Origin of the sequence: Nitrosospira sp. Nsp1, assembly GCF_900100985.1 — a bacterium.
Classification (GTDB): domain Bacteria; phylum Pseudomonadota; class Gammaproteobacteria; order Burkholderiales; family Nitrosomonadaceae; genus Nitrosospira.
The window spans coordinates 23,125-36,390 of sequence record NZ_FMUF01000029.1 but is presented as its reverse complement, the minus strand read 5'-3'; the positions used below and the strand labels follow the sequence as shown (position 1 = coordinate 36,390).

Annotated in this window: 13 protein-coding genes and 1 tRNA gene; 10 read left to right on the top strand and 4 right to left on the bottom strand. The window is 51.8% G+C overall.

The annotated features are described in order from the left end of the window. Positions 1-194 precede the first annotated feature (194 nt). Positions 195-677: a hypothetical protein gene (locus BLP78_RS13945; protein WP_090460175.1), complete on the top strand. Its 483-nt coding sequence runs from the start codon at positions 195-197 to the stop codon at positions 675-677. Positions 678-819: 142 nt separating this feature from the next. On the opposite strand, the gene BLP78_RS13940 is transcribed toward BLP78_RS13945, so the two are convergent. Next, entirely contained in the window at positions 820-2,121 is a 1,302-nt protein-coding gene (locus BLP78_RS13940) for an MFS transporter (RefSeq protein ID WP_256330297.1), read from the bottom strand. Between the two features lie 327 nt (positions 2,122-2,448). Next, a complete protein-coding gene (locus BLP78_RS13935; RefSeq protein ID WP_090460171.1) occupies positions 2,449-2,727 on the bottom strand; it encodes a hypothetical protein in 279 nt (92 codons plus the stop codon). Positions 2,728-3,578: 851 nt separating this feature from the next. Between BLP78_RS13935 and BLP78_RS13925 the strand changes: the two genes are divergently transcribed. Continuing rightward, positions 3,579-3,827: a hypothetical protein gene (locus tag BLP78_RS13925; RefSeq protein ID WP_256330296.1), complete on the top strand. Its 249-nt coding sequence runs from the start codon at positions 3,579-3,581 to the stop codon at positions 3,825-3,827. A gap of 361 nt (positions 3,828-4,188) precedes the next feature. Here the strand turns inward: BLP78_RS13925 and BLP78_RS13920 are convergent, their stop codons facing one another. Continuing rightward, positions 4,189-4,680: a hypothetical protein gene (locus tag BLP78_RS13920; protein WP_143002975.1), complete on the bottom strand. Its 492-nt coding sequence runs from the start codon at positions 4,678-4,680 to the stop codon at positions 4,189-4,191. A 1,186-nt stretch (positions 4,681-5,866) separates the two neighbouring features. Next, positions 5,867-5,942: transfer RNA gene (locus BLP78_RS13910), tRNA-Thr, on the bottom strand. A gap of 273 nt (positions 5,943-6,215) precedes the next feature. Between BLP78_RS13910 and aroQ the strand changes: the two genes are divergently transcribed. From aroQ to mlaD, 8 genes are all read left to right on the top strand, one after another. After that, on the top strand, positions 6,216-6,698 hold the full coding sequence (aroQ, locus tag BLP78_RS13905) for a type II 3-dehydroquinate dehydratase (RefSeq protein ID WP_090460164.1): 483 nt from the start codon (positions 6,216-6,218) through the stop codon (positions 6,696-6,698). Positions 6,699-6,855: 157 nt separating this feature from the next. Then, positions 6,856-7,320: an acetyl-CoA carboxylase biotin carboxyl carrier protein gene (gene accB, locus BLP78_RS13900; RefSeq protein WP_090460162.1), complete on the top strand. Its 465-nt coding sequence runs from the start codon at positions 6,856-6,858 to the stop codon at positions 7,318-7,320. 77 nt (positions 7,321-7,397) lie between these two features. After that, positions 7,398-8,753 (top strand): acetyl-CoA carboxylase biotin carboxylase subunit, encoded by a 1,356-nt coding sequence (gene accC, locus BLP78_RS13895; protein WP_090460160.1) that lies wholly within the window; start codon positions 7,398-7,400, stop codon positions 8,751-8,753. A gap of 20 nt (positions 8,754-8,773) precedes the next feature. Continuing rightward, positions 8,774-9,694 (top strand): 50S ribosomal protein L11 methyltransferase, encoded by a 921-nt coding sequence (gene prmA, locus BLP78_RS13890; RefSeq protein ID WP_090460158.1) that lies wholly within the window; start codon positions 8,774-8,776, stop codon positions 9,692-9,694. Positions 9,695-9,716: 22 nt separating this feature from the next. After that, on the top strand, positions 9,717-10,727 hold the full coding sequence (locus BLP78_RS13885) for a zinc-ribbon and DUF3426 domain-containing protein (RefSeq protein ID WP_090460156.1): 1,011 nt from the start codon (positions 9,717-9,719) through the stop codon (positions 10,725-10,727). Positions 10,728-11,135: 408 nt separating this feature from the next. Next, positions 11,136-11,948 carry an ABC transporter ATP-binding protein gene (locus BLP78_RS13880; protein ID WP_090460154.1) on the top strand — a complete coding sequence of 271 codons (813 nt, stop codon included), beginning with the start codon at positions 11,136-11,138 and terminating at the stop codon, positions 11,946-11,948. Beyond that, on the top strand, positions 11,941-12,738 hold the full coding sequence (mlaE, locus tag BLP78_RS13875; protein ID WP_090460152.1) for a lipid asymmetry maintenance ABC transporter permease subunit MlaE: 798 nt from the start codon (positions 11,941-11,943) through the stop codon (positions 12,736-12,738). Before BLP78_RS13880 ends, mlaE begins: the two co-directional genes overlap by 8 nt. Further along, positions 12,738-13,232: an outer membrane lipid asymmetry maintenance protein MlaD gene (gene mlaD, locus BLP78_RS13870; RefSeq protein WP_090460149.1), complete on the top strand. Its 495-nt coding sequence runs from the start codon at positions 12,738-12,740 to the stop codon at positions 13,230-13,232. Before mlaE ends, mlaD begins: the two co-directional genes overlap by 1 nt. The last annotated feature ends 34 nt before the right edge of the window (positions 13,233-13,266 follow it).

The window sequence follows — 13,266 nt, the reverse complement described above, 5'->3', positions numbered from 1 at the left end:
CGGGCTGGTCCAATACCGATATGCTGATGCAGCAGGTCGCTCAGCTTAATCGGGAAAAGGAAATATTGCCCCCGCCAGGGGATCATGTGCATTGAGTTGAGTAGTCAACCGCAGCAGGGAGCAAACCGAGAAGCATAGAGCCCCGTATGAGGCTTTCCAACAAAGTTTTTTAATAATCGTTCAAGGAGATAAATATGATTAAATCGATGGCCACGGTCTTGATTAGTGCTGCGTTGGTCGTGTCAGTGCCCGCGTCAGCGCATACCGAAGAGCATTTCGACGCCATTGATACGCCACACGGGGGCCAGATGCGTATGGCAGGTCCCTATCATCTGGAGCTTGTTGCACAAGATAAAGAAATCGTCATCTACGTAACGGATCATGGGGATACTAAAGTCAGCACCGACGGTGGGGTGGGTAAAGCAAGTTTTCAGGTAGGCAAGGCCAAGCCCAAGGATTCGATAAAACTGGAACCTGCAGGGGATAACACCCTCAAAGGAACCGGAGATTTCAAGCTCACGCCCGAAACCACGATCGTCGTGTTCGTCAAACTGCCGGACCAGGAGCCACAATCAACCCGTTTTACGCCGCTCAAGCCTAAAGCGTCCCCAAAAGCCCAGGAAAAAAAGCCTGCGGGAACCTCCAGTGGACATGAGCATCATCATATGCACCATTGAACACCGCGAGAAAAAGAACCCGTAAACGATAGGGCGGGATATCATAAAACCGTGGGGCGGCAGCAACCATCAATAATCTCACCGGACAGCGCCAACTGAAGCACCACGATGTCTTGCTATTTTTAGCAATTCACCGCGGTTTTTAAGTTTGCAGCGCAGCCTGCCGTCCCCTCTTGATATCGATATTCAGCAATATCAGTAATCCGATAACAAAATAAACGCCGGTAATCAGCATGGCAAGCCGGTGATCGCCGCGAGAAATCCAGCTTACCAATCCATACGTCACCGGACCCAGGATGGACGACAGTTTGACTGCCAGTCCCCACAGCCCGAAAAATTCAGCCCGTCTGGCGTCGGGGCTGAAATATCCCACCAGCGCCCGGCCTGCCGATTGAGAAGCCCCCAGGCACAGGCCGGCGACGTTGGCAGCCAGCCAGAACATTGCCCGGCTTTCGGCCATCCAGGCCAGCAATATCATGACAATCCAGCCAACAAGCGTCAACGCTATCGTGGGAATATGCCCGATCCTGTCCTGTATGCTGCCGAAAGCGAACGCGCCCGCTGACGCAGTGATGTTGACCACCAGGACCAGAAACATGGTGTCGCTTGTGTTAAAGCCCATTACCTGTTGCGCGTATATTGCAGCCAATGTAATTACAGTCTGGATACCCGCCTGGTAAAATACGATGCAGACAAGAAAACGCACCAGGTCGCGGAAATCCCGCACGCGATGAAATGTCTCGCCCAACCGCGAAAATGCCTCGCTTACCACGGTATGTCCGGCAAGATGCAATTGAGGTACGGCGCGTTCCTTCAGGAAAAGAAAGGTGGGGATACTCGACAGCGCAAAGAAACCGGCCGTTATCAGCATCGTAACGGGGACAAAGTGCTCAGCCGGCTTGCCCTGTTCCTGTGCCCAGGTGACATACGCCAGCGATAGGCCCAGACTGACCAGGCCGCCGATATAACCCAGGCTCCAGCCCCAGCCCGAAACCTTTCCCAACGCCTTGCTTTGCGCCAGCTCCGGCAAAAACGCGGCGATCAGATTTTCGCCGCAACCAAAGAAGAAATTGGTGAGGATTATCAGCACAACCGCCAGCCACAGATCGCCTGCGCCGACAAAGTAGAGCAATCCCGTAAACAGGACACAGCCTACCGCACTCAGGAATAATAGACGCTTCTTCGCTGCATACGCGTCGGCATATGCGCCTAGCGCAGGCGCGGTCAGGATAATAAGGGCATAGGAAACCGCCAGCGCTGCTGTCCATGCAAACGTCGCCCATTCCGCATTCCCAGCCACCACCGCAACGAAATAAGCATTGAAAATTGCAGTAATTACAACGGTGGTATAGCCTGAATTGGCGAAATCAAACATCGCCCAAGACCACACCTCCCGCCGACTCACCCCTGTCGCCAGATATTGTGGCTTATCCTGTGTTTGCATGGAATGCAGCGATATCCTAATTAATGCTAACAACAGCTTTTGATTAACTTGGGGCCATAAAGGCCGTTACAGGTCGTTGAGATCATTTATTACCGCAAACGGATCCTGTCGCCTCGACTTCGGCAGTAAGTACTCACTCCCTAAGCTGGCGTTTGTAGAATCCGGGTAATTACAATAGGCCAGTACCACTCCGGCCATTCCCCAGTCATCCAAAGGATTTGTCCAAAATTTGCGGCCTCAGCCTCTGATCACAACCAAAAAATACGTGATTGCAGCGCGATTATGGACTAGCTGCACGCTGTCTCGGGAAAAACCGCGATCCTGATATTAATGCTTCACATGTCTTACGTCGCCGCAGACATTCACCAGCACCCCTATCAGGTTTAACATGCCTTCCATCAGTAAATTCAAATGCTCCTCGCTCCACTCGAACGAACGCAATGATGCCAGGGTTTGGTCAACCGGGATTTCTTCATGATTTATCTGCTGATGCGCAAGACTCAGGGCAAGCAGTCGCGCGCATTCGGCCAGTTGATCCTTCGTAGCCTTTTTGATCAGCATATTCGCCAAGTCATATGTTTGATCAAAGCTTAATAGTTGGGTCACGATATTTGCCTATTATAATTTTGTTAGCCTTTATTCTTCTGCAATCGCACACCGGATAAGTCCCAAAAGCATTCAGCTTTCAGAGTATCCCCGGCGTCCGCTTCATTATTCGCTCAGGGTTGGCAGAACTCAACGTCACTCCCAACAGGAAAGTTGGTTGTTCGCATAATAACCTTATCGTCGGGGTTTGCAATTGGACTTAAGTACACGCGCTCACCAATCCAGAATATGGGCAAGTTGCGGCAGCTTTGAAGTACCGTCAGGCCGCCATCAAATCTCACAACCTTGCGCCGTGATATCAGGGACAACGCTGTTCAAGAATGACAAAACTCTCAATAATCCGCGCCAGTCGCAGATTATCTGTTTTTTTTATTTACCGGGCTACAGCATCAGGAAGCCGCGACCTTAAAAATGATCAGATATCGGATCTACACCGACCCAATCAATAACGATATAACTCACAATGAATATCATCAGATGATATTATTAAGCCACGCAGCCTGATATTGGACTTGAAACTCTGCTTGATCTTGACGGCTACATCATTGCTCAGGATTTGGGATGCTGGGTCAAGGTCGAGGCAAGGCGAGTCGTAGCAACCCCGAAAATTCCGCATGGCATCCACTATTCGCTTACGCTGCATGAACCCTATGGAAAACGGATCATGGGATACGACAACAGCCATGCCATAAAGCCGCCGAAAAAGTTCAAGTATGCGGGTCAGCTGCTAGCTATGACCATAAGCATCGTCACATCGCGGATAAGGGAGTCCCTTATGAATTCAAGGATGCCTACCAGTTGCTTGCTGATTTCTTTGAAGAAGTGGATCGTGTATTGAAGGAAATGGAGCTATGAAAAGAATTGTGATCGGCATCATGCCGCAAGAGAAAATCCGTGAACGCATGCTTGCGATAGCCAGAGGTACGTATAAGCCCAAACCTGGCGAACCCAAGATATGGTTTACTTCAATGAAGTCGCTTGCCGAGGTCTTGAGTGACGATAACCGTTGCTCACCACTATCCATGAATCACAGCCTGAATCGATCATCGGTCTCGCGGAGATTACCGGGCGAAAGCCCAGCAATCTCTCACGTACTCTGAAAACCATGTCTCATTATGGGATTGTGGAAATGCGGCGCGAAAACCGGCGTGTGCGTCCCATCGTCAATGCTACCGAGTTTCAGATATTGACCGCTCAATAGATTGGTGCGAATTTGAATACATTATCTTTCGGGAATGAATCGATGGGAACTAATTCCAAACAAGGTAAGGGTGAATTCACTTTCCAACCGTACCAAGCTTAGCCTCAAGGAAGACCTCATGAGGAGCCTGGTAATTGAGGCACTTGGGGGTCGATGATTCAGTATTTTCACCCATACGCTCTTATCAAGCTGTAGTAAGCAGGGCTGCGCTACCAGTGTGTATTAAGCCTAATTCTTTATCTCCCCCTGCTTTAGTGGGGCTAGTAATGAGTGCACCGAAACGAGTTGCCAATATAATGACAATTTGTGGTGGTGGGCCGAGCAGTAGCGTTTGACAACTGGCGCTGATTTTCCAGAACCTGCTGCTGATACGCCCAATTCTGAACTGCTCGCGCCGAATTCTGCCGCTGTAATAACTCATCCTGGTGCGCATGATTTAACTGAGATTGAATTTGCTGGCCAATTTGAGCAAACTCCGTTTGCCACGCATTCAATCTGTCAACTGTACGTTGGTTGACCTCTCCTATCGTTAAGTCTTTATTGATGGCTTTTGCTAAGTCTGCATCTGCCTCGGAAAATATCCGCGCGAGACTAACAACGTATTGAGGGTGGACTTTGGAGAAGGCTTCAATGGCAAGCTTGTCGCAAGGCTTTCTGAGGATAGAAATGTCGATCAGGTCTTTAGCTTCCTGCTCTGTAGCGTAAGCCCCCAAGGACAATTTCTCTACCACCCGGGGATCATCTGCCTCCACTATAAATCTTTCCTTAAGCCTATGTAGGGCTTGTGATCTGTCCATAGGATCACAGCTGCCTAGAGTGCGAAGAGCACTCTGATACTGCACCTGAACATGTTCGAATTGCCGTTGAGCTTGGGTAGCGCAGCCTCCTAGGGCAATCGATACCAGCGTGAAAACACCCACCCACCATCTTTTAGATATCACGAACTAAAATCTCCTATTTATCGCGGCGATACATCTCTTCGTTTCTTACTCGTTCTAGCAGGAATCGTGCCATCAAAATTAGTTTAAAAGATTCAAATTCTAAGCCATTCTGCGCGTAATCACTGTAAAGAATCCCGACCGTTAACTAATGGTATGTGGGCGCTTTAATTGAAGAGCGGCGAGTATAAGACCGAAAAAAATCGTATAGGAGTTTATGTAAAGCCGGATGTGGTGCCGCGAGACATCCTTAAGTGGAAATATTTCCAGGTAATACTGGAACTGGGAGTTGCGATAACCGCTGCCCGGTTCCCTGATAATCCCAACTGCGGGCTTTCGGCAAATCCCAGCACCGCGTAGCTTATGTTGATCAACCTCGCTATGCCAGGATCCGCTAAGAGGCGCCCGACGATGTCAAAGGTGCTTCGTGTGCGTCAACTACACGATCAGCCTTATCTGTGTCTATTTGACGCCAGATACAAATGCAGAGTTCTAGCAACCGACAAACTGTCCTTCGATAAATTTACGGACGACCCGCGCTTCATCTTTTCCGTAACAGCGGTGCCTGGATTCAACAGTCCCGATATCCGCGTATTTAAACCGGAAACGTTTCCAATCGCTCCGAGGTATCAACGAAGCTAACTTGTTCAGAGGCTCTGCGTTTTACTGCTATACGTTCTTAGACAAGTTGCACCTAACGAGAGCTGACAGTACTGCGCGCTAAGTTCAACGTCAGAAATTTGGAAAAGGGGTGCTGGAAACATTTACACTCGCTCAACCATGGGTATTGCTGGCCTACTACGCGGCGGAAATGTGCTTGTGTCAAGGCTTTGAATGTCGGATTTCAGAATGGCTCCGCAGTTGCCCGCAACTTAGGACTGAAGCACGTCGAAATGCATTCCCTAAGAACAGAATCTGGACAAAACCACTTCAAGAGTTACCCCAGCGTTACCCTGGGGTCAGCGTCTGGGCTTAAGAGCTACCTAAGTTATTGTATGGATGGTGCTGTTGAGAGGAGTCGAACCTCCGACCTACTGATTACGAATCAGTTGCTCTACCAACTGAGCTACAACAGCGCGAAGGAAAATACAGCATCGTGGATTATAGAGGTTTGGTAAACGGCGAGCAATGCAAGGGTCAAGCGTAAAGCGCGGCTTTTTCCAGGGAAGACGTCAAAAATGTTCGGAATAAACTGCGAGCAGCCTGAAAGCTTATAATTGCAGCTGCTAAAAATCGTCAATGGTGTCTGCTCTACCGTATCCAGATAAAACTATCTCTAATTTCCCTTATTTTCGTCGATGTCCTCCAATAACTAGACTTTTTTGCAAGTATGCGTCAAACTTGCGTGCATGGAAAATGACGCGTCCAAAATAAAAAAAATCCTCGTACTTCATGGGCCTAACCTGAATATTCTGGGAACACGCGAGCCGGAGCGCTACGGAACACTCACGTTAGGCGAAATTAACAGCAAATTAACGATTTTAGCGGATCACGCGGGTGTCGGATTAATTCACTTTCAAAGTAACGCCGAGGGTGAGCTGATAGATCGAGTTCAGCGAGCGATGAGCGAAGGAATAGCATTTATCATCATCAATCCCGCAGCCTATACACATACCAGCATTGCTTTACGTGACGCCCTTGCAGCAACCAGAATACCGTTCATCGAAGTACATCTCTCCAATGTTTTCGCTCGTGAATCTTTCCGCAGGAGGTCATATTTCTCCGACCTGGCGGTGGGCGTGATCAGCGGCTTGGGACCTAAAGGATACGAACTTGCCTTGGAATACGCTATAGAGATATTGGCAGGCGGGAAGTTCGATCGCCCCACCTAACCTTGCTGATATTTATAAGGCCTGGAGCGGGGAGCAGGACATGGAAGAGGAACTTTCACGGAATAGAAAGCAGACATGCGTCAACGCGCTGAAAGATGGCGCAGCAATGGCGGCGTGTAGTTAAGACGTAAAAGGGGAACCGCCCCGGAGGTTTATTATGGATTTGAGAAAACTGAAGAAACTGATTGATCTGGTCGAGGAGTCGGGCATTGCCGAACTGGAAATTACCGAAGGTGAGGAGAAGGTACGCATCAGCAGATCGACCTCATCCGTACAAACCCAGGTAGCCCCAATCGGAGCATCACCTCCACAGGTGGCGATGCCGGGTGCTGTTTCTCCATCGGCGACACTCACCACCGCTAACGCGGTAGCCGAGATCCTGCCGGAGGGCCATGTGGTGAAATCACCCATGGTAGGAACGTTCTACCGTAGCTCCACTCCCGGTTCCAACCCATTCGTCGAGGTAGGGCAGACGGTCAAGGAGGGGGAAACGCTATGCATCATCGAGGCGATGAAGCTGCTCAACGAAATAGAATCCGACAAGAGTGGCGTGATAAAGGCAGTCCTGGTGGAAAATGGCCAACCAGTAGAGTATGGCGAGCCGCTATTCGTGATCGGGTGATTCTGTGCCAAACGCGCTTATAACGCGCTGAAAGACGGCTAACAGCTCCCATTTTCGGGAAACATTCTCCAGTAAACATGTTCGAAAAAATTCTTATAGCCAACCGTGGCGAGATCGCCCTGCGAATACAACGCGCATGCCGTGAGATGGGCATCAAAACAGTCGCAGTGCATTCCCAGGCGGATGCCGACGCCAAATATGTGAAGCTCTCCGATGAATCCGTGTGTATCGGGCCAGCCCCATCGGCCCAAAGTTATCTTAATATTCCTGCCATCATCAGTGCAGCGGAGGTAACCGACTCGGAGGCTATTCATCCGGGTTATGGGTTTCTTTCTGAAAACGCCGATTTCGCCGAGCGTGTCGAAAGCAGTGGTTTTGTCTTTATCGGCCCTCGCCCCGAAACAATTCGCCTGATGGGCGACAAGATCAGTGCCAAGAACGCCATGAGAAAAGCAGGCGTGCCTTGTGTTCCCGGATCCAACGGCGGGCTCCCGGAGTCGCCTGAAGAGATCCGCGCCATTGTTCGCGCCATAGGTTATCCGATAATCATCAAGGCGGCAGCTGGCGGCGGCGGCCGTGGAATGCGGGTGGTGCATACCGAAGCCGCTTTGTCGAACGCCGTTATAATAACTCGCAACGAAGCGCAGGCGGCGTTCGGCAACCCGACGGTCTATGCGGAAAGATATCTTGAAAATCCGCGCCATATCGAGTTCCAGGTTCTGGCTGACGAACACGGGAATGCCATCTTCCTTGGCGAACGGGAATGTTCAATGCAGCGCCGCCATCAGAAAATTCTCGAGGAAGCGCCCGCCCTGGGCATTCCCCCCAGGTTGCGCGACAAGATGGGCGCGCGCTGCGCGGACGCATGCCGCCGTATCGGTTATCGCGGCGTAGGCACGTTCGAGTTCCTGTATGAGAAAAATGAATTTTATTTCATCGAAATGAATACGCGCCTGCAAGTGGAACATCCGGTTACTGAAGCGATTACCGGGATCGATCTGGTACAAGCGCAAATTCGTGTTGCCGCAGGTGAAAAACTCAACATTCGCCAGCGCGATGTCGTGTTGAAAGGGCATGCCATCGAGTGCCGCATTAACGCCGAGGACCCTTATAAACTCACGCCCTCCGCCGGACGTATTACGCAATACCACGCTCCAGGCGGCCCCGGCATTCGCGTGGACTCTCATATATATCATAATTATCTGGTGCCGCCTTATTACGATTCCATGATCGGTAAAGTCATTGCCTATGGTGACAACCGCGACCAGGCAATTGCACGGATGCGCATCGCGTTGTCCGAAATGGTGATAGAAGGCATTAAAACAAATATGCCGTTACACCTCGACCTGTTATCCGACGCCGCTTTTCTGAATGGCGGCACCAGTATCCATTACCTGGAGCAAAAGCTTGCCAATTATAATAAGCCAGGCTAAAACGCGACCCATTTCTTGATATGGCCTGGATTTCGCTCGCTCTACAAACCGATAGCGCGCACGCCGAAGCCCTGGGTGACGCGTTGCTTGAACTGGGCGCGCTGTCAACAGACATACATGATGCGGGCAGCGGTACGGATCGAGAGCAATTCTTGTTCGATGAGCCGGGCGAGCCTTCCGAGAAAATCTGGTTCGCATCCGAGCTTACCGCCCTATTCAACGAGAATGTCGACATTGCTTCCACTGTGCAGGCTGCGGCGAGCGCAGCCCAGCTCCCCTGTCAGCCCAGCTATCGCGTTACGCATGTGGAGGAGCAGGACTGGGTTCGGATGACACAATCGCAATTCGCCCCAATCCGGATATCGTCCCGCCTGTGGATCGTTCCCAGTTGGCATCAAATACCCGATACCGTGGCGGTCAACCTGATACTCGATCCAGGGCTGGCTTTCGGTACGGGTAGCCACCCCTCTACGCAATTGTGTCTTGGCTGGCTTGACGAAACGCTGCGAGGGGGTGAAGATGTTTTGGATTATGGTTGCGGCTCGGGCATACTTGCCATTGCCGCTTTGAAATTGGGTGCGGGTCACGTAGTGGGAATTGATATCGACCCGCAAGCTGTTGCCGCAAGCCGCGCAAATGCAGCACTCAACCAGTGTGATGAAACCAAAGCGGAATTTTTTGAGACGCACGTGGCGGATCGGGGGGCAGGGCCCGGAAATGGCGCCTGGGTGGATGTGGTTGTTGCCAATATCCTTGCCAACCCGCTAATCGTACTGGCTCCATTATTGATGCGCGCGACACGCAAGGGTGGACAAATAGCGCTTTCCGGCATTCTCATGGAACAGGCGGAAGATGTGATGCAGATCTATCGGCAATGGTTTGATATTCGTATTACACGCGAGCAGGCAGGATGGGCTCTGCTCACTGGGACGAGAAAGTGAATTTGTTATAAAACCTACGGCTATGGCGCTTGTAACCCGCTGTCCTAACTGCGCGGCTGCTTTCCGCGTAACCCCCTTGCATCTGCAGGCGCATGGTGGTGACGTGCGCTGTGGACAATGTGCGCAGGTATTCAACGGCTTTGCCACCTTGGCAACGGTGCAGGAACCGGAAGACCGGGATGAAGCCGGGGCAGAAGCCAAGGAAATGCCGGAAACGGAGGCCGCGCCAGAAGGCGAATCGGGAATTCCGCCTCAAAATGATCCGGATACCCTGGCGGTATCGAATGAAGAGAATTCACCTTCAGCGCCAGCTCAAGAAACAACTCGGGATCAATTCGGTTCAGGCATGACAGCGCAGGCAGCGCCCGCTTCGAGCGCGCCACCGATTGCGGAAGAATCGGCGCCGCAGAGAGAAGGCGAGACGGGCAGCAGTACTGCGGCCAGCAGCGCAGATGGGGAAACACGATTCCCGCACAGGCCGGACGCGGCCATTCCGCCGCCGGAAAATTATGCATGGAACAACTATGCTTTCGATGAGGTTCGGTTGCCCAAGGCATCCCTGGCGTGGGGTGTCGGCAGTCTTTTTTTGATTGCCATGCTGGTGGCCCAGGCCATTTATATTTATCGTGCCGAGCTATCTGTCAATGCGCCTGCCACCAGGCCTTATCTTCAACGATATTGCGAGTTATTGGGATGCACTATTCCCTCGCCACAATACGCGAAGTTGCTGAATATCGAATCGTCCGATATGCAACCGGATACGCAGCAACCCGGCGTCATCACCCTGAGTGCCACGATACGCAATCATGCGCCCAATCCCCAGGCATTTCCGTCGTTTCAATTAACCCTGATCGACCACCAGGATCGACCCCTCGCCAGCCGTAACTTTCCTCCCGAAGCCTATCTTGAAGACGCCGCCAGCCGCGGGAAGGTCATTGCGCCCAATGCCGAATTCAACGTCAGGCTTCACCTCGATAGCGGGACATTGAACGCGGCCGGATATCGGCTGTTGTTACTTAATCCTCGTTCTTAGCCCGGATGTTTCATAAATTGACGCGCGCCCTTGCTGGTCTTTTGTTTCGTATGAAAATTTCGTTCAGTCGGGCGTATGAATAACTACACCACTCCTTCACAAAATCTCCCTACAAAACAAAATCCTGTGCAATCATCACGCGAATTTATGAAACATCCGGGTTAGGAACATCGCACGAAGAGGTCTCGCCGAAGGGATCGAGGGCATAGGCGACATGGCAACGAGCTGGCTTGTTCCGTTTGCGTCCGTGACGAGCCCAACTCCTGGCGATACTGCCTCACCCCGCACCGTCCAGCATTTCGTGTCGCTGCTTTTCACCGTGTCCTAGCCGTACACTCCATCCCGCCCAACTGCCGGATTTAGGTTAAAATCAACATCCCGTCAAATCAATCTCCATCCCCTGGCAGAATGGCATCTGAAGCTTTGATCGAAACCAAGGACCTGAGTTTTTCCTATGGGGAGCGTTCCATTCTCAAAGGGATCGACATAACCATGTCGCGCGGCAAAGTCATCGCCATCATGGGAGGTAGCGGTAGCGGCAAGACTACCCTGTTGCGTCTTATCGGCGGTGCGATACGTCCGTCTGCCGGTTATGTCAAGTTTGCCGGCAAGATAGTGCATGAGCTAAAAAGAGATGAGCTTTTCCAGATGCGCCGGAAGATGAGTATGTTATTTCAGTTCGGCGCTCTGTTTACCGATTTGTCGGTATTCGATAATGTAGCTTTTCAGATGCGGGAGCATACCGATTTACCGGAATCCATGATCCGCGACCTGGTGTTGATGAAACTTCAGGCTGTCGGCCTGCGCGGTGCGCATGACCTGATGCCGGCGGAGCTTTCGGGAGGAATGGCCCGCCGCGTGGCGTTGGCCCGCTCGATTGCGCTGGATCCGGTACTCATCATGTATGATGAGCCATTTACCGGTCTTGACCCCATTTCGCTAACCGTCATCGGTAATCTGATCCGTCGTTTGACTGATGCGTTAGGCATGACTTCAATCGTCGTGACGCACGACGTGCAGGAGTCGCTGAAAATCGTAGACTACGTATACTTTGTCGCAGACGGGGTGATCGCAGCACATGGCACCCCGGATGAAGTGCGTGGATCGATCGCTCCTTTCGTGCATCAGTTCGTACATGGCGAAGAAGACGGTCCCGTCTCGTTTCACTACCCGGCTCAAGCCTATGCACGCGATCTGAAACTGGAGGGCAGTTTTGCCTAGGCGCATCGTTATCGGCATACGGGGCATGGGTCACCGTGTGATAGATAGCGTCTGGCGGCTGGGCTACGCCAGTCGTTTTTTCTTGCTGACCCTGCTGAAGTCGGGTACCAGCTTTCGGCGTTTCGGCCTGATTATCCGTGAGCTTTATTTTACGGGCGTATTGTCGCTCATCATTATCGTCGTATCGGGGTTGTTTGTCGGCATGGTGCTGGGTTTGCAGGGCTATGAGACATTACAGCGGTTCGGGGCCGAATCTGCCGTGGGTACAATGGTTGCACTGTCGCTCGTTCGAGAACTGGGACCCGTGGTGGCGGCGTTGCTGTTTGCCAGTCGCGCCGGTTCCGCCATCACTGCTGAAATCGGCTTGATGAAAGCCACCGATCAGCTGGCAGCGATGGAAATGATGGCGGTGGACCCGATCGCACGGGTGGTTGCTCCCCGGTTCTGGGCGGGCGTGATTTCAATGCCGTTACTTGCGGCAATGTTTTCCATCGTCGGGGTCTTTGGCGGTTATTTGGTGGCCGTAGTGCTTATCGGTGTGGATGAAGGATCGTTCTGGTCACAAATGCAGGATGCGGTGGATTTCAGATACGACATCGTCAACGGTATCATCAAGACCTGTGTTTTTGGTGTGGCGGTGACGGCAATTGCCGTGTTCGAGGGTTACGATGCGGCGCCGACGGCTGAGGGAGTGTCCGGCGCGACCACCCGCACCGTGGTGACTTCCGCGCTGGCGATACTGGGACTGGATTTTGTTTTAACCTCGGTCATGTTCAGGGGAATAAGCTGATGCAGCGGACGACGATGGATTTGTGGGTAGGCGTATTTGTCTTGGCCGGAATAGGCGCGTTGCTGTTGCTGGCGTTGAAGGTGGGGAACCTTGGCACTTATAGCTCGGCAGAGAGTTATACCTTGACCGGAAGTTTCGAGAATATCGGCGGTTTGAAAGTCAAGGCGCCGGTAAAAGGTGCTGGCGTGGTAGTGGGGCGTGTAACGAATATTCAGTTCAATACGAAGACTTATGATGCCGTAGTAACCCTTAGCATTGACAACCGCTATCAATTTCCCAAGGACACTTTCGCCAGCATTCTCACATCGGGCCTTTTAGGGGAGCAGTATATCGGCGTGGCGGCGGGCGGTGACGAGACAATGCTGAAGAATGGAGATAAAATCATGAAAACCAATTCCGCCATGGTCCTGGAAGAAATGATCGGCCGCTTCCTGTTCGACAAAGCATCAGAGAATAAGACGCCGGAGGAAGACGAAAGCAATAAGGGTGATTGAAAATAGTCGTAATTTCACGATGCGTCCGGCATTG